Origin of the sequence: Sorangium sp. So ce145 (assembly GCF_051525985.1) — a bacterium.
GTDB lineage: Bacteria > Myxococcota_A > Polyangia > Polyangiales > Polyangiaceae > Sorangium > Sorangium cellulosum_B.
In genome coordinates, this window is sequence record NZ_CP150315.1 from 2,255,853 (window position 1) to 2,279,244 (window position 23,392).

Below are 23,392 nucleotides of genomic sequence, written 5' to 3' on the forward strand. Positions count from 1 at the left end.
TGACGCTGTTCTTCCGGAGCTTCTTCTCTGCCGGCGCCAAGGACCGACGCGCGTCGGGCCAATCGACTCGGGCAGACGTGGGGTACATCGTCGTTCGTATGTGGTGAGGCGCACAACCTCGGATCCGCCCTCGCCGCGAGCTCACCGCGCTGCGGTCCCTGACGTTGCCTTGCTTACAGCACAATTTGCTGAAGGGGAGCGCTGCAGTTCTGGATATCCTCGGTCGCTGCGATGAGCTCGTCCGAAGCACCCCACAGGCGAGCGCTGCGGCTCTCTGAGTCGTCTCAGGGGTACCGCTGATGCGCGCTGGTGACATCGTCGCCGACCGCTTCGAGATCGAAGGGCACGCGACCTCCGGCGGCATGGCGCAGATCTTCCGCGCCCGCGATCGGCTCACGGGCGAGCCGGTCGCGCTGAAGATCCTCCAGCGCACAGGCCCGCAGGAGTCGCACCGCTTCCGCCGGGAGGCCCACGCGCTCGCCGCGCTCCGCCACCCCGGCGTCGTCGGGTACATCGCCCACGGCACGACCGAGGGCGGCGAGCTCTACCTCGCCATGCAGTGGCTCTCCGGCGAGACCCTCGCCGAGCGCTTGCTCCGCGAGCCGCTCGCCGTCCCCGAGAGCCTCGCGCTGGGCGTGCGCGTCGCCTCCACGCTCGGCGCCCTCCACCGGCTCGGCATCGTCCACCGCGACCTCAAGCCGAGCAACCTCCTGCTCGTCGGCGGCTCCATCGACGACGTCACCCTGCTCGACTTCGGCGTCGTGCGCGTCGCGGAGGGAGGCCAGGAGCTCACCATGCCCGGCGTGATGCTCGGCACCCCCGGCTACATGGCCCCCGAGCAGGCGCGCGGCGAGGTCGCCATCGACGCCCGCGCCGACGTCTTCGCCCTCGGCTGCATCCTCTACCGCTGCCTCACCGGCCGGCCCCCGTTCGTCGGCAACGACGGCCTCTCCGTGCTCGTGAAGGTCCTCCTCGAGGATCCGCCGCGGCTCCGGGAGCTCCGCGGCGAGGTCCCGGCCGCGCTCGACGACCTCGTGACGCGCATGCTCGCCAAGGCCCCGCGCGACCGCCCCCGCGACGGCGCGGCCGTGGCCGCCGAGCTCGGGTCGCTCGGCGATCTCGCGCCAGGCTCGCGGCGCGGCCTCCCCCTGCCCATCGGCGGCCCGACGCCCGAGCTGACGACCGGCGAGCGCCGGATGATCTGCCTGCTCGTCGCCCGCGACGGCGCGCTCGACAGCGACGCTACGCGGTCCGAGGGCGAGGACGCGCTCCGCGTGCGCGCGCTCAGCGCCCTGGCCGAGCGCCACCAGGGCCGCCTCGAGATCATCGAGGCGCGCTCTCCCGTCGTCGTGCTGTCCGGCCCCGTCGCGCCGACCGACCTCGCCGCCCGGGGGGCGCGGTGCGCGCTCGCGATGCAGGTGCTGCTCGGCGGCGCGCCCGTCGCGCTCGTCTCGGGGCGCGCCGAGATCACCGCCCGCTCTCCCATCGGCAAGCTCATCGATCAGGCCGCCGCGCTGCTGGCCGCCGACGAGGCGCGGATCGGCGTGGTCCGCATCGATGAGGTCACGGCCGGCCTGCTCGGCGCGCGGTTCGATCTCGGGTCGGATCACGCGGGCCACCTCCTGCGCGGCGAGTGCGACGACCTCGAGGCGGTGCCGCGCCTCCTCGGCAAGCCGACGCCGTGCGTGGGCCGTGACCGCGAGCTGTCGCTCCTGGAGGCGACCTTCGCCCAGTGCATCGAGGAGCAGACCCCGTCCGCGGTGCTGGTGACGGCCCCCGCCGGCATGGGCAAGTCGCGCCTGCGCGTCGAGCTGCTCCGGCGCCTCCGGGCGCGGGACGAGCCCATGGCGGTCTGGATCGCGCGCGGCGACCCCATGAGCGCCGGCTCTGCCTTCGGCCTCCTGGCCCAGGTGCTCCGCCGCGCGCTCGGCGTCGCCGACGGTGCGCCGGCCGCGGCGGTGCAGCGCAAGATCCGCGAGCGCGTCGGTCGCCACGGCGAGCGCGGCGCCCACGTCGCGCCCTTCCTCGGCGAGCTCGTGGGGACGCCCTTCCCGGACGAGGCCAGCGAGGCGCTCAGGGCAGCGCGGCGGAGCTCCGTGCTCATGGGCGATCAGCTGCACCTCGCGTGGGAGGAGTTCCTGCGCGCCGAGTGCGCGGCGCAGCCGGTGCTGCTCGTCCTCGAGGACATGCACTGGGGCGACCTGCCCACGGTCGGCATGATCAACAGCGCCCTCCGCAACCTGCGCGACGCGCCTCTCATGGTGCTGGCGCTCGGCCGGCCCGAGGTGCGCGAGATGTTCCCGAAGCTGTGGGCCGGCCGCGGCGTCCAGGAGATCGAGCTCACGGGGCTCTCGCGCCGCGCCAGCGAGCGGCTCGCGCGCCAGGCGCTCGGCGGCGCCGTCACCGAGGAGATCATCGGCACGCTGGTCGAGCGGGCCGACGGCAACGCCTTCTTCCTGGAAGAGCAGATCCGCGCTGCCGCCGAGGGGCGAGGGGCCGCGCTGCCGGAGACGGTGCTGGCGATGGTGCAGGCGCGGCTCGAGGCGCTCGATCCCGAGGCGCGGCGCGTGCTCCGGGCGGCGAGCGTCTTCGGCCAGAGCTTCCGGCCCGCCGGCGTCGCCGCGCTGCTCGGCGGCGCCGACGCCGAGGTGGCGGTACGGCTCGCCGAGCTCGTCGAGCGCGAGGTGATCGTCCCGAGGCGGCCGCCTGGCCGGGGCGGCGCGCCTGGTGAGGGCCTCTCCTCCACGTCGTCCGCGCGCGGGGGGCCCGAGCGCGAGGCCTCGCCGGCGTGCCGTGCCGGGGCGCCCGAGCCCGGCCCTCCGATCGAGGCGGGCGCGGACGACGCCGAGCACAGCTTCCGGCACGGCCTTGTGCGGGAGGCGGCGTACGGGGCGCTGACGGAGTACGACCGGCGGCTCGGCCACCGGCTGGCGGGCGAGTGGCTCGAAGGGGAGGGGAAGGGCGACGCGGCGCAGCTCGCGGAGCACTTCGAGCGCGGCGCCGAGCCGGGGCGCGCGGCGGCGTGGTACCGGCGCGCGGCGGAGCAGGCGCTGCGCGGCAACGATCTCCTCGCCGCGATCCGCCACGCCGAGCGCGGCCTTGCGTGCGGCGCGACCGAGGCAGAGGCGGGCGGGCTGCTCCTCGTCGACGCGGAGGCCCGCGTGTGGCGTGGCGATTTCGCCGTCGCCGAGCAGCGCGCGCTCGACGCCGTCGCGCTGTTCGAGCCGGGCTCGCCGCCCTGGTACTCCGCCGTGACCTGGGTGGTCACGGCCGCTGGCAAGCAGGGGGCCTTCGATCGCGTGGAGTCCTGGGTAGCGACGGCGCGGGGCGCGTCGCCCCGCGAGGGCGCGCTGACCGGGAGGGACATCTGCCTCGTCGAGGGGGCCAACTGGCTCGCCTTCGGCGGCCGCTACGCGGTGGCGGACGGGATCATCGAGGCCCTCGAGCGCAGCGGGGAGGAGGAGCGGCCGCTCGACGTCGAGGTGCTCGCCAGGCTCTACGAGGCGCGCGCCATCCGCACCATGACCTCCGGCGATCTCGGCGCTTGCCTCGACGGCATCGAGGCGGCGCTCGAGGTGTTCGAGCGGAGCGGCGATCGCCGCAACGCGTGCTCGCTGCGGGTGAACCTGGGCGCCATCACCATGGAGCTCGGGGACTACGAGGGGGCCGAGGCCGCGCTGCGCGCCGCGCTCCGCGCGGCGGAGCAGATGGAGCTCACGGATCTGGCCGCGGTCGCCCGCACCAACCTGGGCAACGTGATGAGCGCCCGCGGCAATCTCGACGAGGCCCGGCGGGTCCAGGCCGAGGCGATCGCGACGTTCCAGCGGCTGGGCGATCCGCGGGCCGAGGGGATCGCCCGCGCCTACCTGGGGAAGGCGGCGCTGCTCGGCGGCGATCTCGGCGCCGCCGAGGCCGAGGCCCGCGCGGCCGCGGAGCTCCTGCGGAGCGCGCCGCCGATGCGCGCGGCGGCGTGGGCCCTCTGCGCGCGGGTCCTGCTCCGGAAGGGCTGCGCCGAGGAGGCGCTCGCCCTCTCCGGCGACGCGCTCTCCCTCCTGGAGTCGCTCGGCGCGGTCGAGGAGGGTGAGTCGCTGATCCGGCTCGTGTGGGCCGAGGCGCTCTTCGCGAGCGGCCGGCAGGCCGAGGCGCTCGACGCGCTCGCGCGGGCACGCCACAGCGTGATGTCCCGTGCCGGGCAGATCTCGAATCCTCGCTACCGGGATCGGTTTCTGTCTGCGCTCGACAACGGCGAGACGCTCGCGCTCGCGGCGCGCTGGCTCGGCGACAGAGACGTTCCATAAACTCGCGCTCCGTCGCACGTGGGATTCCCTGCTCGCGGCTCTTCCAGGAGCCGTGTGTTGCCCACGAGCGCGCCTGAACGACCGCTCTCTCTCCGTTCTCACGACGTCACCGCAGGCGCGGAATTTTAGGGTTCCTCCGGAAAAGTCGTTGAGGAAACTCCTGATGCGTGTTTCAGTTGTGTGGAGGGGGCTATGCAGGACCGTTTCAAACTCGCAATCTCGTTCCTGGGCCTGGGCCTGTCGTGCGTCGGTCTCCCGGCTTGTAGCGGCGAGGCTGACCCCCTGGAGGCAGCCGGCGGCACGGCGGAGCAAGAGATGGTGACGCGGAATGCGTTCACGAAGGAATCGCTCGTGGAGAGCGCGTTCGCGACAGACACGCTTGCTACGGAAGCGCTCACGGGCAACCCGCTGACGAGCGACGCAGTCGCGAGCAGCAGCGATGTCATGAGGGCGCTGCGCGATCCTCTGGCTCGCGAGTTCTTGACGTACGTGGCGAGCTGCGCGCTCCCGGAGGGGCAATCCGTGCAGGTTTCGCTGGACGGCGAGACCTATACCTTCGGAGGGAGCATCGGTCTTTCCCCCGAGTGGGGCCGAGCTCATGGTCAGTGCAACGCCCGCTGTCAGGGGTGGCTCTCCGCCTGCATGCTGGCCAGGATCAACCATGTCGGGGAGAGCGTGCCCCTCTCGATGCGCGGCAAGCACAAGGCCCTTGACTCGGATCAAGCGGAGCGGGATGCCTTCCCTCGGCGGGAGGCGGCCTATTTCGGCGACCTCTTCGCGCCGGAGCAGCGCCGGTTCGCGTGCAAGTCGCCCGGCTCGACGCTCATCAGCCGCGTGTGCGGCGGGACGGGCGTCGACACGCAGGGCTGCATCGTCGACGTCCTCGGCGACTGCGACGACATCTGCGGCGCTCCGACGTCGGACGGCAGCTTCCCAAACTGCGTTGGTGGTGGCCATACGACGCCGACGACGGTGACCGTCTTCCGGGAGTAGCGGGTCCGGGTTTCCGTCGCGTGCGCCTCGTCGGTGGCGCGCGGTGCGGCCGCGGGCTCCTCTCGGCTGCGCTCACCAACGCGTGATTTTCCGGCAGCAGCAGCCGAGTCGGCCCCTGACCTGCGCCGCCGCGCGCCGGCGCGGCGCGCGTTCGCCTCGGGCTGGCCCGCTGCGGGCGCCTCCCCGCGACGGCTCGCCGCTTTCGTACTATGGTCGCGCCGCCATGGAACGAAGGCTGCCCGCTCCGCTCGCCTGCCTGCTGCTCGCCGCCTGCGCCTCCTCCGAACCCCGACCGAAGGAGCCGCTCGGCCAGATCCCGGAGGCGACGACCACGGCGAAGCCCGAGTGGCTTCCCTTCCGCATCCGCGCCGGCAAGAGCGTCGCCGCCGATCCGCGCGAGAAGCACTTCGCCGAGCTCCGGCAGCTCACCTTCGGCGGCGAGAACGCCGAGGCCTACTGGTCGCCCGACGGCAGGAAGCTCGTGTTCCAGTCGACCCGCGACGGGAACACGTGCGACCAGCAGTACATCCTGGATCTGGAGAGCGGCGAGGTGCGCCGGGTCTCGAACGGCCAGGGCAAGACCACCTGCGGCTACTTCCTCTTCCCCGCGCCCGCGACCTCCGCCCAGGCGCGCGTCCTGTTCGCCTCCACACACGCCGCCGGCGAGGCGTGCCCCCCGAAGCCCGACCACTCGCAGGGGTACGTCTGGCCGCTCGACGAGTTCGACATCTACACCGCGAACGCCGACGGCTCGGAGCTCCGCCCCCTCATCCAGGGCAAGGGCTACGACGCCGAGGCGACCGTCGCGTTCGACGGCTCGCGCCTCGTGTTCACGAGCACGCGCGACGGGGACATCGAGCTCTACACCGCGAAGCTCGACGGCTCGGACGTCAAGCGCATCACGAGCACGCCCGGCTACGACGGCGGCGCCTTCTTCTCCCCCGACGCGACCAAGCTGGTCTGGCGGGCGAGCCGCCCCACCGGACCGGCGCTCGACGACTACCGCGCGTTGCTCGCCAAGGGGCTCGTGCGCCCCAGCGCGCTCGAGATCTTCGTCGCGGGCGCCGACGGGCAGAACCCGCGCCCGGTGACGAGGAACGGCCGCGCCAACTTCGCGCCCTACTTCCTCCCGGACTCGCGGCGGATCCTCTTCGCCTCCGATTTCAGCACCCCCCAGGGCGCCCGGGGCATGCCCAACTTCGACCTCTACCTCGTCGACTCCGACGCGCCCCCGGCGGCGGACGGCGTGCCGCCCGTCGAGCGCGTGACCTTCTACGAGGGCTTCGACAGCTTCCCGATGTTCTCTCCGACCGGCGAGCACGTCGTCTTCGCCTCGAACCGGCACGGCGCGAAGCCCGGCGAGACCAACCTGTTCGTCGCCCGCTGGGTCGAATGACCGCGCCGCCGTCGCGGACCCGCGCACCGCTCGCGCTCGCGTCGGCGTGCGCGCTCGCGGGCTGCTCGGGCGCCCCGGCGCAGCCGCCCCGCGCTGCCGAGGCCACCCTCCCGTCGACGGACGCCGCCGGCGCGGCCTACACCTCGCCCGCGCGCTGGAGCTACCATCCGGCGGCGCCCGACGCCGCGGTCGCGTGGGCGCCGTTCGCCGGCGCCGGCTGCGTCGTCGTCGCCCAGGGAGGGCAGCGATGGACGGTGACGCCCGATCCACGGACGTCCACGCCGCCGAGCGCCGCCGGGCCCGCTGCGCAGGCCGCGCGCTGCGCCGGCCAGGGCAGGACGAGCGCCTCGCCCGCGCCCGAGGAGCTCACCGCGATCGTGCGGCGCTCGCCGGCCTCCTGGATGTTCGTCGGCGCGAGCGGCGCGATCTACGAGGCCTCCTCGCCGCTCGGCCAGCTCACGCGGGCGCTCTCTCCGCCCGAGCCGCTCCTGCAGGTCGCGGGCGCCGGCGGCTCGCTGATCGGGGTGACCCGGGGCGGCGGCGTGCTCCGGTGGCGCGAGGAGCTCGGCTGGAAGCCGGTGCTGCTCGACGGCGCCGCGGGGCAGGGCGGGGCCCCGCCGCGCGCCTTCGGCGTCGCCATGGCCGACGGCGGCCGCGCGCTCGTGCTCGCGCTGCCGGAGGCGCTGTTCGCCAGCGAGGACGGCGGGGCCACCTGGTCGCGCGCGCCGCTCCCGACGATGGGCCTCTCGCGGGTCGGCGCCCTCGGGGGCGAGCTCCTCGCCGAGGGGCTCCTCGCGTCGGCGACCTGGGATCCACGGCGCACGCCCGCGTTCTCCCGCAGCACGGCGACGCTCCCGCGGGCCGACGTCGAGCTCGACGTGACGGCTCCGCGCGCCCCGTCCGCCTCCGCCGTGTCGATCGGGCGGGCGGCGATGAGCGGCGATCGCTACGTCGAGGCGGTCCGCCCGGAGGACGCCGGCGCGCCGTGGCTCCTCGCGAGCGGCCCCATCGAGGGGCCGCTCAAGGAGGCGGCCATGCCGGGCACGGGCGACTGCGGGAGCATCAAGCTCGGCGCGAACGGCCGGCACGTCGTCGCGGTGTGCGCCGAGCCGGACGGCGATCGCGTCGTGGCGCGGGTGCTCCGCAGCGACGATGGCGGCGGCGCGTGGTCGCCGGCCGCCACGCTGGAGACGCCCGACATCGACCAGGTCGGCGTCGCGGTGGCGCCCGATGGCGTGGCGCTCCTGACCGGCGTCTGCAAGCCGAGCGACGGCGCGGACAGCTGCAAGCCGACCGCGCCGCTCCTCCTGTCCCACGACGGCGCCCACGACGACGATCGCGCCGCGGTCGCCCTCACGGCGGCCCCCACGCTCAGCGCGCCCGCCGTGCTGCCCGCGTTCTCGGCGGACGGGCGCTCCGCGTATTTCCTCGGCTTCCGTGGCAAGGACGAGCGCCTCGCGCTGTTCGTCTCGCACGACGGGGGCGAGACCTTCGCGCCGCGCCCGCTCGACGCGACCGCCGCGCTGCCCGCCCCGCAGGCTGACGGCGCCGAGGACGAGGACGAGGAGGGCGGGTCGGGCGACGGTCCCTCGCCGGAGGGGTTCGACGTCGTCGAGGAGAGCGCCCTGCGCCCGGCGGAAGACGGCGCCGTCGGCCTGCTGCTCTCGGAGCGTGGCTCGCTCACGTACCTGACCGCCGACGAGGACGGCCGGGTCCTCACGGCGACGACCCCGCCGGCGGAGGGCGCGGCGCTCGCCGGCTTCGGGCGGCGCGTGCTCGCGCTCGCGTCGCGCGCGCGAGACAGCGGCGATGACGTCGCGGCGCTCTGGGAGTCGCTCGACGGCGGCGTGAGCTGGGCGGAGCTCCCGGAGATGCCGGCGCTCTCGCGCGAGGTCTCCGAGGCCCAGCTCGCCATCACATGCGGCGGAAGCGGCTGTCTCTTCGGCGACGTGGCGACCCGCGTCGGCTGGGGCGGCCAGGCCGACGGCGCGCTGCCGCGCGCGCCGGATCCGGCCCCGCGCGCGCAGCCTTCCGCGCGCACGCCCATCGTCTGCGAGACGCTGCCGTCCTCGAAGTGGACGCGCGTCGACCATGTCGACTCGAGCGGCCTCGGCCTGCCCGACGGCGACGAGCTCTTGCGCGGCCGGTCGGTGTGGTCGTTGCTCACGCGCGCCCCGAGCGGCGCCGTCGACGTCGTCTCCGCGATGCTCCCCGAGTCCGGCGCCGGGGAGGCGCGGGTCGTCACCCGATCGCTGCTGCCCGCGGTGCCGGCGGGGCTCGGGCGAGCGCGGGTCGCGACCAACGTCACCTCCCAGATGGAGGGTTACGCCGTGGCGCGCCTCCGGATCCCGGGCGGCGCGGCGGCGCCGGGGACCCCGATGCGCAACGTCGAGGTCGCCTGGGAGAACTGGATGGATGGCACCTCGGGCCGCGGCACGATCCCGGACGCCGGCCCGTTCGAGCTCGGCGACGTGAAGGTCGTCCCCGACGCCGCGCGAAAGCCGCGCGCGGGCGCCCGGCCGCAGGCCGGCCCGGGGGGCGCGGCCTCGCGCCGCGCGCCGCCCCCCGACGACTTCTTCGATCCCGCGCTCCTGTCCGTCTCGCTGCGCGGGCTCTTCATCCGGCCGCACTCCGGCAGCGCTCAGTCGGCGCTCACGTTCTTCTACGAGCCGCCGGGAAAGCTCCAGCGCTTCGACTTCCCGTCCTGGCCCGCGTCGGGCCTTCACGGCAGCCTCGACGTGCGCGCCGATGCGGTCCTGGCGGACGGCCAGCCCGTCGGCGTGGGGATGGTCCGGCAGGCGTCGAGCGGCCCGATGGTCGGGATGCTGCTCGCCCACCGCCCGGCGCCTCCCGCCGGCGCGTCCGCCGCGCCGGGCCCGGGCGCCGCGTGGGCGATCGACGCCGTCTCGGTCGCTCCGCCGGCGGACCGCGATCGGATCGTGCACACCGACTGGACCTACGCTGGACGGTCGATCGGCGTGGCGACGCTTGTCGCCCACCCCGGGCACGCGGCCGCGTGGTCGATCTTCCAGCCCTTCCGCGGGGATGGCACGCTCGGCCCCGCGCTGCCGCTGCCGACGCCGTTCGACCTCGGAGACGCGCCGCGCCCGTGCTCTGCCGCCGAACGCGCGGCGACCGCGCGCCAGGAGGCGCCGCTCTTCCTCGGCAGCACGGCCTTGTTCCCGGGCACACGCCACCCCGTGCTCGTCGTGGACGCCGCTGGTCCCTCCAGCCCGCCCGAGGTCACGGTGCTCCTGACCTCCACCACGGTGCTCCACGGTACGCCTGCCGCGCCGTGTGTTGCGGGCTGGGACGCGCGAGCGATCGGGCGGGCGCCCCGCTCTGCGATCATCCCCGGCGATCTCGCCCAGGCGTGGTTGTTCCGGGCCGCGGCGGGCTCGGCGGCCGCCGTGGGCGGATCGAGCGGCCCGGCCGTCGAGCTCCGCCCGATGGTGTGCCGCTTCGATCCCGGCGCGGAGGTCCCGGAGGCGGTATGGAGTGAGCCGGGCATGGCGCGGCCCGCGCGTTGAGCGACGGCGGAAAAGCAAAAACGACGAATGAAACGAAGCTGACGGTGAGATGAAACGATCCCGGATCCTGGCTCGCGGTAACCTTCTAGCGACTCGCGTGTGCGCTTCGGCGCTTGCGTTCGCGGTCCCTGCGGCGATAGCCTGGCCTGCCTAAACGGGAGGCGGCATGATCCGGAAGCGACGGCGGTTCGAGCTCAGGAAGACGCTGTTCCTGCTTCCGAACCTGATCACGCTCTCATCGATCTTCTGTGGCTTCGACTCGATCCGGCGCTCCGCGACCGCGCAGTCGGAAGATGATTTCTACCGCGCCGCGCTGCTGATCGTCTTCGCGATGTTCTTCGACACCCTCGACGGGCGTGTCGCGCGGATGACGAAGACCCAGAGCGCCTTCGGCCTGCAGATCGACTCGCTGGCCGATATCGTCTCGTTCGGCGTGGCGCCGTCGATGCTCGTGTATCAGTGGACGCTGCACCGCTTCGATCTCGCGGGGCTGCTCGTGTCGTTCATCTTCACGGCCTGCGGCGCGGTCCGGCTGGCGCGCTTCAACGTCCTCTCCATGGGGGAGGCGGGCAAGCCCACGAAGCCTTCGAAGTACATCGTCGGCCTCCCGATCCCGGGCGCGGCGGGCATCCTCGTCTCGATCGTGGTCGCGAACCACGCGGCCGCCGGCGAGATCGGCGGCGAGCGCTACGCGTCGGCGATCCTCGCCACCACGACCATCTTGTCGCTGCTGATGGTCTCGACCATCCGGTTCCGCTCTTTCAAGGATCTCCGGCTCAACGTCCGGACGGTGCTCTTCGTGGCGTTCGCTATCGGGTCGAGCGCGGTGATCTCGACGCAGCTCCAGCCCGCGTTCGTGCTCGTGTGGTTGCTCGGCTTCTACGTGCTGCTCGGGATCTTCGAGTCGCTCTGGCACCTGCCCGCGCGGCTCCGCGGCCTGCGTCGGGACTCGGTGCCTCCGCCCACGGTACCCCCTGCGGCCTGAGGCACCTGCGGCCGGCGCCTGCGGCCTGAGGCGCCTGCGGCCTGAGGCGCCTGCGGCCTGAGGCACCTGCGGCCTGAGACACGTCGGCTCGGGCTCACCCCTGGTGGCCGGCATCTCGACCCAACCGCTCCGGCTCATTTTTGAGTAGACTGCGTGCGATGAAGAACCGCGTGTTCTTTCCGCAGGCCGCGCTCGACGACTGGATCGCGAGCGACCGCGTCGATCTGAACAACGACGAGCTTCTGATCAAGACCGAGGGCCGCCGCTACAAGATCATCGAGGCGATCCGCGTGCTCCGCGAGGTGACGGGCTCGGCGGACATCCACGAGGTCCTCGGCAGGGTCAAGACGCGGGCGTTCCTGCGGGAGCTCGGGGCGGAGATCCTCGAGGGGTCCATGATCATCGGCGACAACGCCTACGACGTGATCCCGGGGTTCATCGGCGCCCCGGTGGGCACGTTCGCCGAGCACCGCAAGGCCGCCCCGGCGGGGACCGCGACCAGCAGCAGCCCGACGAGCGACGAAGAGCTCCTGGCCGCGTTCCTCACCAGCAAGATGTAGCGGCGCCGCGCCCGGTCGCTTCCGCGCGCCACACCGCGGTGGCGAGGCGCTGCCGATACGCCCTCTCGCGCCCGCCTCTCCCGGTCCCGGCGCATCCGCGCTGTCAGGCCTCGGCCTACGAGAGAGTACGCTCCCGCCTCTGCGGCCGGCGGGCCATCCCCGGTGAGGCAGGCTATAAAGGGGGCCATGCCCGAGGTCATCTCCGGGATCAGCTTCGCGCTCGCCCTGCTGTTCTACAGCGTTGCCAGCGCGCTCTTCTTCCTCGACGTCGCCCGCAGCCGCGCCCGGCTCCCCTCCACGGGCGACCTCGCGGGCCTCTTCGGCGCGGGGGCGCGCGTCCACGACCCCGGCGCTCGGCCGAGCGCTGCGGTCGCCGCGTCCGCCTCGCGGCACGCGCCCTTGCTGCTCGGCCTGGGCGCCCTCGGGCACGCGACCTACGTCACGCTCGCCAGCTTCGTCGCCCGGGTCTGCCCTGTGCACTCCGTTCATTTCATGCTCTCGGTCGCGTCCCTCTTCGCGATCGCCGTTTACCTCGTCGCCCGCCATCGCTTTCGCATCGACGCGCTCGGGCTCCTCATCGGGCCGCTCGGGCTCGCCTTCCTGCTCGGCACGTTCTTCCTCGGAAAGCCGCACCCCGAGCCGAAGCTCAGCCCGCTGTTCATCGCGGCGCATGTCATGGCGAACCTGCTCGGGATCGCCCTCTTTCTGCTCGCCGGCGCCTCTGCCGCGCTCTACCTCGTCCAGGAGAAGCGGCTCAAGCGGAAGCGGCATCTCGAGCGCATGGGCAACCTCCCGCCGCTCGACACGCTCGACCGCGCCGTCCATCGCTTCCTGAGCGCCGGCTTCCCCTTGCTGACGCTCGGCATCGTCACGGGCACGTACTGGGCGCACCGGCTCGAGATGGGCAACGCCGACGAGGTGATGCGCGCCATCTTCGGCTACGCCACATGGCTCCTCATCGCGCTGGTGCTGCTCTTGCGCGCCGCCGCCGGCTGGCGCGGCCGCCGCGCGGCGTACGGCACCATCGCGGGGCTCGCCTGCGCCGGGGCGGTGCTCGTCATCTATCTCATCCGTCCCGCCGCGGGGCTCGGAGGCTAGCGCAGGTGATCTTCGTCGGGCTCTCCCACAAGACCGCGCCCATCGAGGTGCGCGAGCGGCTCGCGATCGGGCGGGATCGGCTGCCCGAGGTGCTCGCGCGCCTCACGGCTCACCCTGCCATCGGCGAGGCGCTCGTCCTCTCCACCTGCAACCGCGTCGAGATCTACGCCTCACCCCGGCAGCAGGCGCCCGCGCCGCCCCGCCCCGGGAGCGCTCCGCCGCCGTCCGACGAGGAGCTCTCGCGCAACAACGAGGCGCTGCGCGCCGCCGTCGCGACCCTCGTCGGCCTCGGCGGAGACGCCGTCCGGGGCCACCTCGCGGGCCGCGTCGGGAGCGATGCCGTCCTCCACCTCTTCCGCGTCGCCGCGTCGCTCGACTCGATGGTCGTCGGCGAGCCGCAGATCCTCGGACAGATGAAGGAGGCCATCGAGGTGGCCCGCGGGGCGAAGACCCTCGGCGCCCGGCTCGGCCGCGCGGCCCACCGCGCCATCAAGGTCGGCAAGCGCGTGCGCACGGAGACGGCGATCGGCGCCGGGCAGGTCTCGGTCTCCAGCGTCGCCATCGATCTCGCCCGCCAGATCTTCGCCGATCTCGCCGGTCACACCGCGCTGCTCATCGGCGCCGGCGACATGGCCGAGGCCGCCTCGAAGCTCCTCGTCCGCGCCGGCGCCCGCCTCATCGTGGTCAACCGGAGCCCGGACCGCGCCGCCGCGCTCGCCCGCGAGGTCGGCGGCGAGCCTCGCCCCTGGGCCGACCTCGAGCGCTCCGTCATCGACGCCGACATCGTGATCTCGTCGACCTCGAGCCCCAATTACGTGGTCACGCCCGACCTCGTCCGCCGAGCCCGCAAGGCCAGGAAGGGCAGGAGCCTGTTTCTCATCGACATCGCGGTCCCGCGTGACATCGACCCCGCCGTCAACAAGCTCGACAGCGTGTACCTCTACGATGTCGACGACCTCTCGCAGATCGTGGCGGAGTCCGTCGAGGGGCGCGCCGCCGAGGCGGCGCGGGCCGAGGCGATCGTCGCGGACGAGGCGCAGGCCTTCGAGGCGTGGACGCTCGAGCGCGCCCTGACGCCCACGATCGTCGGCCTGCGGGCCCGCACGCGCTCCATCCTCGTGGCCGAGGTCGAGCGCAGCCTCTCTGGCAAGCTCCGGCACCTCGGCGTGGCCGAGCGCCAGGCCCTCGCGATGATGATCGACGCCGCCACGAACAAGCTGCTCCACGTGCCCACCACCCGGCTCCGCGCGATGGCCAGCGATCCTCGCGTCGCCGAGCACGTCGACTCGCTCCGGGAGCTGTTCGACATCGACGGCGCGCCGCCCGAGAACGCCGCCGCCTCGGCGCTCGCCGAGGGGGAGCTGCGCGGCGCGGTGGACGGGCCTCCCACGCCTCGCTCCGCCCGCGGGGCAGCGCCTCCCGCCTCCGGCGCTCGAGGCGGCGGCTCGCCCCGGCACGCCGATCCGCGCCCCCAGCCTGCAGAGGACAACGGCGTCTACGCGCGGCAGCCCGGCGGGCGCCCCGCCGAGGCGGGCGTCATGGCCGTCGCGAATCCAGCCGCGGCCGTGAGCGCAGCTGGGCTAAAGGGAGCGTGATGCCCACGGAGCTCACCCTCGCCACGCGCCGCTCGGCGCTCGCCCTCGCCCAGTCCCGCGCCTTCGCTCGTTCCCTCGAAGCTGCGGTGCCCGATCTCTCCCTGCGCGAGCTCGAGGTGGTGACCTCGGGCGACAAGACGCAGGATCGCTCGCTCCAGGACATCGGCGGCAAAGGGCTGTTCATCAAGGAGCTCGAAGAGGCGCTGCTCGACCGGCGCGCCGACTTCGCGGTCCACTCGATCAAGGACGTCCCCGCCGAGATCGCCCCGGCGCTGTGCCTCGCCTGCATCCCCGCGCGGGAGGACCCTCGCGACGCGCTCGTCACCCGGAGCGGCGCCTTGCTCGCGGAGCTGCCGGCGGGCGCCCGGGTCGGGACCTCGAGCCTCCGCCGGGCGGTCGCGCTGCGCGAGGCGCGCCCGGATCTCGTGATCGAGCCGGTCCGTGGCAACGTCGACACCCGGCTCCGCAAGGTGTTCGACGGCGTGTTCGACGCCGTTGTGCTGGCGCTCGCCGGCCTGAAGCGGCTCGGCCTCGAAGCCCGCGCCACGGAGGTGCTGTCGCCCGAGGTGTCGTTGCCCGCCATCGGACAGGGCGCGCTCGGCATCGAGTGCCGCACGGCCGACGACAGCGTGCGTGACGTCCTCGGGACGCTCGCTGACGCCGAGACCACGATCTGCGTCTCTGCCGAGCGAGCCGTGATGGCCGCGGTGGAAGGCAGTTGCCGGACGCCGGTGGCCGCCTATGCGGTGCGGGACGGCGGCGCGCTGTGGCTTCGGGCGCTCCTCGCCGAGCCCGACGGCTCCCGGTTGCGAAGGGCGGAAAGGCGCCTGTCGTGGCCCGGAAACACGCTCGAAGCCGAGCGCCTCGGGGCGGACCTCGGGGCGGAGCTCAAGAAGGGTTGAGGCGTGTAACTCGACTGGAAGGCTGCCACGTCCAGAACATCTTCTAGAATGGAATTGACAAGGGATCTCCGTACCACGCCGGGATGAACGGCGGTTTCCCGCCCCCAGCGCTCCATGCCGGGCTACGTCGCCCTCGTCCTCCACGCTCACCTGCCGTACGTGCGTCACCCCGAGCACGCCCGCTCCCTGGAGGAGCGCTGGCTCTTCGAGGCGCTCTGGGAGTGTTATCTCCCCCTGCTCGGGGTCCTCGATCGCCTCGCTGCCGACCGCGTCGTCGCCCCGCTGACCCTCTCCGTCTCGCCGTCGCTCCTCGCGATGCTGCGCGACGAGCTGCTCCTTCGCCGGTTCGAGGACCACCTCCGCCGGCTCACCGCGCTGGCGGCCCGGGTGGAGGCCCGCTTCGCCGGGAGCGGCTTCGCCGAGGCCGCCGCGTTCTACCGCGCGCGGCTCGCGGACGCGGCGAGCTCGTGGGAGGCGCTCGGCGGCGATGTCCCGGGCGCCCTGGTGCGCCACGCCGGGGCGGGCCGCGTCGAGCTCCTCACCACGGCCGCGACGCACGCCTACCTACCCGGACTGCTCGCCACGCCGGCGTCGATCCGGGCGCAGCTGCGGCTCGGCCGCCGCGCCTTCGCGGCCTTCACCGGCGCGCCCGAGCCTCGCGGCCTCTGGCTGCCCGAGTGCGCTTACGCGCCCGGCCTCGACGCCGATCTCGCGGCGGCGGGCGTCCGCTTCACCGTGCTCGACGCCCACGCGCTCACGCTCGCCGCGCCGCCTGCGTCCGCGGGCGCGTCCGCCCCGGTGCTCTCGCCTGCCGGCCTCGCGTGCTTCGGGCGCGATCGCGACAGCGCGCGCGAGGTCTGGTCGCGCGACGCCGGCTATCCGGGTCACCCGGTGTACCGCGAGTTCTACCGCGACGTCGGGCTCGACCTGCCCGAGCGCGAGCTCGAAGGGGAGGTCGGTCCCGACGGCACCCGGCTCATGACCGGCCTCAAGCTCCATCGCGTGACGGGGCCCGGCCCCGACAAGGCGCCGTACGACCCGGCCCGCGCCTCCGCGCAGGCGCGCGCGCACGCCGCGGATTTCGTGGCCCGCCGCGAGGCCGCGCTCGCGTCGATCCGCGGCGTGAACGCCCCGCCCATCCTGGTGGCCCCCTACGACGCCGAGCTCTTCGGCCACTGGTGGCTCGAAGGGCCCGAGTTCCTCGAGCACGCCCTGCGCCGCCTCGCGGCCTCGGATCGCGCCGTTCCGATCGCGCTCGGCGCATACCTGGAGCGCCATCCGCCCGTCGAGGTCGTGGAGCCTGCCGCCTCGACGTGGGGCGAAGGCGGGTTCGGCGCATTCTGGACGGGCCCGAGCGCGTCCTCGCTGTGGCGGCACGCGCACCACGCCGAGCGCGCCGTGCTGGGCGCGCTCTCGCGTTTCCGCCACGCGGGCGGCCTGCCGGGCCGCGCGCTGGACCAGGCGATCCGCGAGCTCCTCCTCCTTCAATCGAGCGACTGGGCCTTCATGATGTCGGCCGGGGAGATGGCTTCCTATGCCGAGGCGCGCGCCCACGCCCACGCGACCCGCGCCCGCCGCCTCGCGTCCCTGGCCCAGCAGCCCACGGCTTCGCCCTCGGACGTGGCGTGGCTCGACGCGCTGTGCGCGCTCGACCCTTTCCTCGTCGAGCTCTCGGGCCCTGCGCTCCGAGGCGCCTTCGACCCGTGGCGCTGAGCCGGCGTTCCTCCGCGCCGCTCGCCTCCGGATCTACCGCGCTCCAGGGGCAGATCTCTTTCCGGTAAAGAAGGATTAAGTTGTGTTAAAATGTTGTGCGAAGGTACTTCGCATGATCGCCGACCGTCCTCGCCACGGCGGTCGACTCCGTGGGAGGGCGTGTGCGCCCCGCGGCGGTGCCCTGGGCGCCTCTTTTCGGGAGGGTGACCCGCGATTCACCCGCCCATTTCATCGCCGGCCGCCGGCAGCGCGACCCGGCGCCCATCTCCCAGCACGTTTTTCGCGGCCATGGCGGCATGAAGTGCGAGAGGGACGGAGACCTTGTCCGGAACACCCCCTTGATGACCGGCCGGTCAGCACCCTAGTGTGTTGCCCGCCAGCTTTGCTCCTGGACCGCACCGGCAGGCGCTGGCAAAGAACCGGTCGGACTCCCCATGACACATCCTCCTTGCGGACCCGAGCGCCGTTTCGCTCGATGGGCTCTCGGCGCTCGTAGCGCCGCATCGAATCACTCCCGCGCCGCCGTCGTCGCGGCGCTGCTCGCTGCGCTCGCGGTGCCCACATTGACCGGGTGTCGCCGCCCCGAGGCGGACGCGCAGCCGTCGCCGGCGCGCGACACCGCCGCGCCACGCCAGAAGCCCGCGGTGCGCTTCGGGAAGGTGACCGTGCGCCCGCTCGCGCAGACGCTGGACATCAGCGGCACCCTGGTCGCCGACGAGACGAGCGAGGCGGCGACGCAGGTCGGCGGCTTGGTCGTGAGCGTCGCGGTCGACGTGGGCGCCCGGGTCAAGAAGGGCGATCCGCTCGTCGTGCTCGACGCGCGCAACGTCGCCCTCCAGTCGCAGGCCGCGTCCGCGGCCGTCGCGCAGGCGCGGGCCAAGCTCGCGCTGCAGGACGGCGCGTCGCCGAAGGGCATCGATCCCGACCAGGTCCCGGAGGTCCGGGCCGCGAAGCAGAGCATGGAGCTCGCGAAGTCCGAGGCCGAGCGCGTGAAGCAGCTCTACGACCAGGGCGCCGTCCCCCAGTCGACCTGGGACGCGGCGCGCACGCAGGCCCAGAACGCGGCCGCGCAGTACGAGGCCGCGGTCAACGGCATCCGCGCGACGGTCGCGGCGCTCACGTCCGCGCAGGCGCAGGCGGGGCTCGCCTCGAAGGCGGTGTCCGACACGACGGTGCGGGCGCCCTTCGACGGCGCGATCGCCGAGAAGCGGATCAGCGTCGGCGAGTACGCCAGCCCGGGCCGCGTCGTGGCGGTCGTGGTCCGCGACAACCCGCTGCGGCTGCGCATCGACGTGCCCGAGGCGGACATCGCGCACATCGAGGTGGGCAAGCCGGTCAGCGTCTCGGTCGCCGCCTTCCCCGACCGCCTGTTCCCGGGCGTCGTGAAGCGGATCGGCGCGAGCCTGAAGGCCTCGTCGCGCACCCTGCCCGTGGAGGCCGAGTTCGACAACAGCGAGGGCAAGCTCCGCCCCGGCCTCTTCGCGCAGGGGCAGCTGACGCTGACCGGCGAGTCAAGAACGGCGATCCTCGTCCCGGAGTCGGCGGTCGGCACCTCCGGGACGAGCGCCCGCGTGTTCGTGAAGTCGGGCGATCGCGTGACGGAGCGGCTCGTCAAGCCTGGTCGCAAGGTCGAAGACCTCGTCGAGGTCGTCGGTCCGCTCTCGGAGGGGGATGAGGTCGCGATCGACAAGGTGAGCGAGCTGGCGGACGGCATCGAGGTCGCGGCGGCGCAGTGAGCCGAGCGCACGCGCGCCTCATTACTGAAGAAAGGTAGCGACCATGCAATGGCTCGCGGCAATCTGCATCCGTAGGCCGGTCTTCGCCTCGGTGATCGTCCTGCTCCTGACGGTGCTCGGGGCGTTCTCCTACTTCGGCCTCGGCGTGGACCGGTTCCCCAAGGTCGAGTTCCCGTTCATCGTCGTGACGACCGTCCTCCCCGGCGCCGCGCCCGAGGAGGTCGAGACGGAGCTCTCCGACAAGATCGAGTCGGCGGTCAACACGATCAGCGGCATCGACGAGCTGCGCTCGGCCTCGGTCGAGGGGCTCAGCCAGGTCATGATCTCCTTCCAGCTCGAGAAGGACGTCGACGTCGCCGCGCAGGAGGTGCGCGACAAGGTCGAAGGCATCCTCGCGGATCTGCCGGAAGGGATCGACCCGCCGGTGGTCGGCAAGCTCGATCCGGACGCCGCGCCGATCCTCACGCTCGCCGTCTCGTCTCCGAAGGCGGACGTCCGCTCGGTGACGGAGTTCGCCGACAAGACGCTCCGGCGCGAGCTGGAGTCGCTCGCCGGCGTCGGACAGGTGCTGCTCATCGGCGGCCGGAGCCGGCAGATCAACATCTGGATCGATCCGGAGAAGCTCGAGAAGTACTCCCTGACCGGCGGCGTTGTGGCCCAGGCGCTGGCGAGCCAGAACGTCGAGATCCCGGCCGGCCGGATCGAGCAAGGGGGCAGGGCGCTCACCCTGCGGACGCGCGGCCGCGTGCAGTCGGTCCAGCAGATGGCGGACATCGTCCTCGCGAACCGCGACGGCTACTCCGTCCGGCTCGGCGACGTCGCGGAGGTCCAGGACGGCATGGCGGAGCCGGAGTCCGCCGGCTTCCGCGGCCTCGATCCTGCCGTGCTCCTCAGCATCCGCAAGCAGAGCGGGACGAACACCGTCGAGGTCATCGACGGGCTGAAGGCGCGGATCAGCGAGGTGGAGAAGCGCCTCCCCGAGGGGTACAGCATCGCCATCGCCCGCGATCAGTCGGAGTTCATCAAGAACTCGGTCCACGCGGTCAAGGAGCACCTCGTGCTCGGCGCGGTGCTCGCCGCGATCATCGTCGCGCTCTTCCTCGCGAACGCCCGCAGCACGCTCATCTCGGCGATCGCCATCCCGACGAGCATCATCTCCACGTTCGCCCTGATGAAGGTGGCGGGCTTCACGCTCAACGGGATCACGCTCCTCGCGCTGACGCTGGCGGTCGGCATCGTGATCGACGACGCGATCGTCGTCCTCGAGAACTGCTACCGCTGGATCGAGGAGAAGGGCGCGAGCCCGTGGGAGGCGGCGCTCCAGGGCACGAAGGAGATCGGCCCCGCGGTGCTCGCGACGACGCTCTCGCTGGTCGCCGTGTTCCTCCCCGTCGCGTTCATGAGCGGCATCGTCGGCCGCTTCCTGAACTCGTTCGGCCTCACCATGGCGTTCTCGATCCTGGTCTCGCTGATCGTGAGCTTCACGCTGACGCCCATGCTGTCCGCGCGATGGCTGAAGAAGCCGGAGAAGCACGACGCCGGTAGCTCCAAGGAGTCGCGCTTCTACGGGCCGATCGAGCGCGGCTACATGGCGATCCTCCGCTGGTCGATGGCGCACCGCTGGGTGATCGTGCTCGCCTCGCTCCTGGCGCTGTTCTCGATCCCGGTGCTGGGGGGCATGGCCAAGTTCAACTTCCTCCCGATCGAGGACGAGTCGCAGTTCCAGGTCAGCATGCGCGCGCCCGAGGGCGTGAGCCTCGACGGGACGCGCGTCATCGCCACGCGGATCGCGTCGGACATCGAGAAGCTCCCCGGCGTGCTCTACACGCTGACGACGATCGGCGACGATCCGCAGAAGACGCCGAACCTCGCCACCATCTACGTGAAGCTCAAGCCGGCGGATCAGCGCGCGCTGTCGCAGCAGGACCTCATCGATCGCGCTCGTCGCGAGCTCACGCCGCAGTTCGATGCGGAGAAGCTCCGGGCGAACATCGGCGTCGTGCCCGCCTTCTCCGGCGGTCAGAGCACCCAGATCGCCTATCAGGTGCAGGGCCCCGACCTCCAGAAGATCGGCCACTACTCCGACGCGCTGCTGCAGAAGCTCAAGGCGATCCCGGGCGTCGTCGATCCGGACACCTCGCTGCTCGTGGGCAAGCCGGAGATCCGCGTGGTCATCGACCGCAAGAAGGCCGCCGATCTCGGCGTTCAGGTCGGCGACGTGGCCAGCACCCTGCGGCTCCTGGTCGGCGGGTACAAGGTGTCGACCTACAACGAAGGCGGGGAGCAGTACGAGGTGCGCGCGCGCGCGCTGTCGAGCTTCCGCTCCGACAAGGAGGGCCTCGCGAAGATCACGGTGCCGTCGACCAAGCTCGGCGCCGTGACGCTCGACAACGTGGTGTCGTTCACCGAGGGGACGGGCCCGTCGCGCATCGAGCGGTACAACCGGCAGCGGCAGGTCATGCTGACCGCCAACCTCGAGGCGGGCTACTCGCAGCAGACGGTCATCCAGGAGCTCGACAAGGCCGTCGCGGAGATGAACCTCGCGTCCGGCTACTCCGCTGGCCCCGTCGGCGCGTCGAAGGAGCTCATCAAGATGATGAAGAGCTTCCTCGTCGCCCTCCTCCTGTCGCTGGTCTTCATGTACCTCGTGCTCGCGGCGCAGTTCGAGTCGTGGCTGCACCCGATCACGATCCTCCTGTCGTTGCCGCTGACGGTGCCGTTCGCGTTCATCGCGGTCATCATCTTCCGGCAGTCGCTCAACATCTTCTCGCTGCTCGGCATCGTCGTGCTGTTCGGCGTCGTGAAGAAGAACTCGATCCTCCAGATCGATCACACGATCAAGCTGCGCGAGCATGGCTTGCCGCGGGCGCAGGCCATCCTGGAGGCGAACCGCGACAGGCTCCGGCCGATCCTGATGACCACGCTCGCGTTCGTCGCCGGCATGATCCCGCTCGTCGTCTCGAGCGGCGCGGGCTCGGGCACGAACCGCGCGACCGGCTTCGTGATCATCGGCGGGCAGACGCTGGCGCTCCTCCTGACGCTGCTCGCGACCCCGGTCGCCTACTCGCTGTTCGACGACGTCTCCTCGTGGCTCAAGCGGATCCTGCCCTTCATGCGGGGCAACGACGATCAGGGCGAGCCGCGCGGGGCGGGGGAGGGCGGCGTCGCTCCGGCGGGGGATGGGGTCGTCGCGGCGGGGCACCGCGGCGCCGCGGCGCGCGCCGCCGTCGCGCACGACGCGGGCCGGCCCGCGTCGGCGCAGCTCGACTAGCGGCACCCCGACCGCGCTCCGGGGCCGCGGCGCGCCGCGCCCGGCCCCCTTCGCTACCGCGGCGAGGCGCCGCTCACTGCGCTTCGCCGTGGACCTTGCGCAGGATCACCTCGAGCAGCCCGTCGAACGCGTCGCGCATCGCCCAGGCCTGGGCGGCCTCGTCGTCGAGGCCAGCCGCCTTGCGCCGTCCCTCGACGAGCGCGTTCCTCGGGCCCCTGCACGCAGGGCCGAGCCGGCGCTCCATGTCGAGCGAGGCGCCCGCGTAGACGTGATAGCAGGACGCGAAATCCCCCTGGTTGTAGAGGGGCGAGCCGACCTGGATCGCGCCGTCCATCGTGCGCGCCAGCACGAGCAGGTCCCCCTCGGTGCAGCCGCGGAGGATCGCGAGCGCGTGGTGAGGCACCGAACGCTTGACCGCCGGCAGCCCTTGCTCTTCCTCGGCCGTCTCGGCCGCGAACGTCGAGAGCGGGACGGGATCGGGGCGCACGAGCAGCCGCTTGAGGTAGTCGGCGGGCACGCCGAAGTTGAGGTTCTGCCCCTGCGTCGAGACCGCCGCGGCGACGCCGATCACCTCGCCGTGGTCGTTGAACAGCGGGCCGCCCGAGGAGCCTGGCGCGATCGGCGCGGAGATCTGCAGCAGCGTCAGCTCCGGATCCACGACGCGGACGGCGCTCACGAGGCCGTTCGACACGGTGTCCGCGAGGCCGAGCGGATGGCCGATCGCGACGACCGGATCGCCGGGGCGGACCGCGCCGCTGTTGCCGAGGGAGAGCAGCGGGAGCCTCCGAGGCGCGTGGATCCGGACGATCGCGAGATCTCGCGCCTCGTCGAACGCGAGCACCTCGAGCACCGGGTGCTCGCTCTGATCGGAGAGGACGACCTTGAGGTCCGGCATCCCGGCGACGACGTGGAAATTCGTCGCGATCCAGCCGTCCTCGCGGACGAGGAAGCCCGCCCCGAGCGAGCCGTCGCCGCGGATCGTGACGACCGCCGGCATGGCGCGCGCCGCGATCTGCGCTGGCGTCATGGCCGCGGGCTGTGACGCGGAGATCGCCGGCTGGCTCGCCGAGCTCGCGGTGCAGCCGAGCGCCGCGAGCGCCGCCGCGGCGACGAGCGCCGAGACGCGCGGCCAGACGCGCCGCCGCGGGGGGCGGGGGCGCGATGGAGGAGCGGCGGAGGAGGGCCGGTCATCGTCATGGAGCTCGCCTGGCAGGCTGCGGTGGTTCATGTCGCTCCCCGAGGCCGCCGCGTGAGCGGCCTCCCAACAGCAAGCGTAACGAAGACCCGACGGATCGTCTCGCGCGCCCGGAGAAAA

The 23,392-nt window shown here is 73.0% G+C and carries 13 protein-coding genes; 12 read left to right on the forward strand and 1 reads right to left on the reverse strand.

The annotated features are described in order from the left end of the window. The first annotated feature begins 299 nt into the window (after nt 1-299). The 12 genes from WMF34_RS08550 to WMF34_RS08605 all read left to right on the forward strand — a co-directional run bounded on the left by WMF34_RS08550 (nt 300) and on the right by WMF34_RS08605 (nt 22,077). Nucleotides 300-4,298 (forward strand): protein kinase domain-containing protein, encoded by a 3,999-nt coding sequence (locus tag WMF34_RS08550; RefSeq protein WP_437992983.1) that lies wholly within the window; start codon nt 300-302, stop codon nt 4,296-4,298. 315 nt (nt 4,299-4,613) lie between these two features. Continuing rightward, entirely contained in the window at nt 4,614-5,291 is a 678-nt protein-coding gene (locus WMF34_RS08555; protein WP_157906546.1) for a hypothetical protein, read from the forward strand. Nucleotides 5,292-5,514: 223 nt separating this feature from the next. Then, a complete protein-coding gene (locus tag WMF34_RS08560) occupies nt 5,515-6,687 on the forward strand; it encodes a PD40 domain-containing protein (protein ID WP_044964341.1) in 1,173 nt (390 codons plus the stop codon). Then, on the forward strand, nt 6,684-10,217 hold the full coding sequence (locus WMF34_RS08565; RefSeq protein WP_437992984.1) for a hypothetical protein: 3,534 nt from the start codon (nt 6,684-6,686) through the stop codon (nt 10,215-10,217). The genes WMF34_RS08560 and WMF34_RS08565 overlap by 4 nt, the downstream gene beginning before the upstream one ends. Nucleotides 10,218-10,383: 166 nt before the next feature. Continuing rightward, nucleotides 10,384-11,202, forward strand: a complete 819-nt coding sequence (gene pssA / locus WMF34_RS08570; RefSeq protein WP_012234256.1) for a CDP-diacylglycerol--serine O-phosphatidyltransferase — start codon at nt 10,384-10,386, stop codon at nt 11,200-11,202. A gap of 158 nt (nt 11,203-11,360) precedes the next feature. Then, nucleotides 11,361-11,762, forward strand: coding sequence for a hypothetical protein (locus WMF34_RS08575; protein WP_012234257.1), 402 nt, complete (start codon nt 11,361-11,363; stop codon nt 11,760-11,762). A gap of 186 nt (nt 11,763-11,948) precedes the next feature. After that, nucleotides 11,949-12,860: a cytochrome C assembly family protein gene (locus tag WMF34_RS08580; RefSeq protein ID WP_012234258.1), complete on the forward strand. Its 912-nt coding sequence runs from the start codon at nt 11,949-11,951 to the stop codon at nt 12,858-12,860. 5 nt (nt 12,861-12,865) lie between these two features. Then, a complete protein-coding gene (gene hemA, locus WMF34_RS08585; RefSeq protein ID WP_437992985.1) occupies nt 12,866-14,455 on the forward strand; it encodes a glutamyl-tRNA reductase in 1,590 nt (529 codons plus the stop codon). Further along, nucleotides 14,452-15,357: a hydroxymethylbilane synthase gene (gene hemC, locus WMF34_RS08590; RefSeq protein WP_437992986.1), complete on the forward strand. Its 906-nt coding sequence runs from the start codon at nt 14,452-14,454 to the stop codon at nt 15,355-15,357. Before hemA ends, hemC begins: the two co-directional genes overlap by 4 nt. Nucleotides 15,358-15,471: 114 nt before the next feature. Further along, nucleotides 15,472-17,070: a glycoside hydrolase family 57 protein gene (locus tag WMF34_RS08595; RefSeq protein WP_437992987.1), complete on the forward strand. Its 1,599-nt coding sequence runs from the start codon at nt 15,472-15,474 to the stop codon at nt 17,068-17,070. 554 nt (nt 17,071-17,624) lie between these two features. Next, a complete protein-coding gene (locus tag WMF34_RS08600) occupies nt 17,625-18,806 on the forward strand; it encodes an efflux RND transporter periplasmic adaptor subunit (RefSeq protein WP_231864747.1) in 1,182 nt (393 codons plus the stop codon). A gap of 43 nt (nt 18,807-18,849) precedes the next feature. Beyond that, on the forward strand, nt 18,850-22,077 hold the full coding sequence (locus WMF34_RS08605) for an efflux RND transporter permease subunit (protein ID WP_012234263.1): 3,228 nt from the start codon (nt 18,850-18,852) through the stop codon (nt 22,075-22,077). A gap of 73 nt (nt 22,078-22,150) precedes the next feature. Here the strand turns inward: WMF34_RS08605 and WMF34_RS08610 are convergent, their stop codons facing one another. Continuing rightward, complete coding sequence (locus tag WMF34_RS08610; RefSeq protein WP_437992988.1) at nt 22,151-23,305, reverse strand: S1C family serine protease; 1,155 nt, start codon at nt 23,303-23,305, stop codon at nt 22,151-22,153. Nucleotides 23,306-23,392 lie beyond the last annotated feature (87 nt).

Bases quoted from the DNA above. Each gene is read 5' to 3' on its own strand.
- WMF34_RS08555 (WP_157906546.1), top strand. From the start codon at position 4,614: ATGGTGACGCGGAATGCGTTCACGAAGGAATCGCTCGTGGAGAGCGCG.
- pssA (WP_012234256.1), top strand. From the start codon at position 10,384: ATGATCCGGAAGCGACGGCGGTTCGAGCTCAGGAAGACGCTGTTCCTG.
- WMF34_RS08610 (WP_437992988.1), bottom strand. From the start codon at position 23,305: ATGAACCACCGCAGCCTGCCAGGCGAGCTCCATGACGATGACCGGCCC.
- WMF34_RS08550 (WP_437992983.1), top strand. From the start codon at position 300: ATGCGCGCTGGTGACATCGTCGCCGACCGCTTCGAGATCGAAGGGCAC.
- WMF34_RS08565 (WP_437992984.1), top strand. From the start codon at position 6,684: ATGACCGCGCCGCCGTCGCGGACCCGCGCACCGCTCGCGCTCGCGTCG.
- WMF34_RS08595 (WP_437992987.1), top strand. From the start codon at position 15,472: ATGCCGGGCTACGTCGCCCTCGTCCTCCACGCTCACCTGCCGTACGTG.
- WMF34_RS08605 (WP_012234263.1), top strand. From the start codon at position 18,850: ATGCAATGGCTCGCGGCAATCTGCATCCGTAGGCCGGTCTTCGCCTCG.
- WMF34_RS08580 (WP_012234258.1), top strand. From the start codon at position 11,949: ATGCCCGAGGTCATCTCCGGGATCAGCTTCGCGCTCGCCCTGCTGTTC.
- WMF34_RS08575 (WP_012234257.1), top strand. From the start codon at position 11,361: ATGAAGAACCGCGTGTTCTTTCCGCAGGCCGCGCTCGACGACTGGATC.
- WMF34_RS08560 (WP_044964341.1), top strand. From the start codon at position 5,515: ATGGAACGAAGGCTGCCCGCTCCGCTCGCCTGCCTGCTGCTCGCCGCC.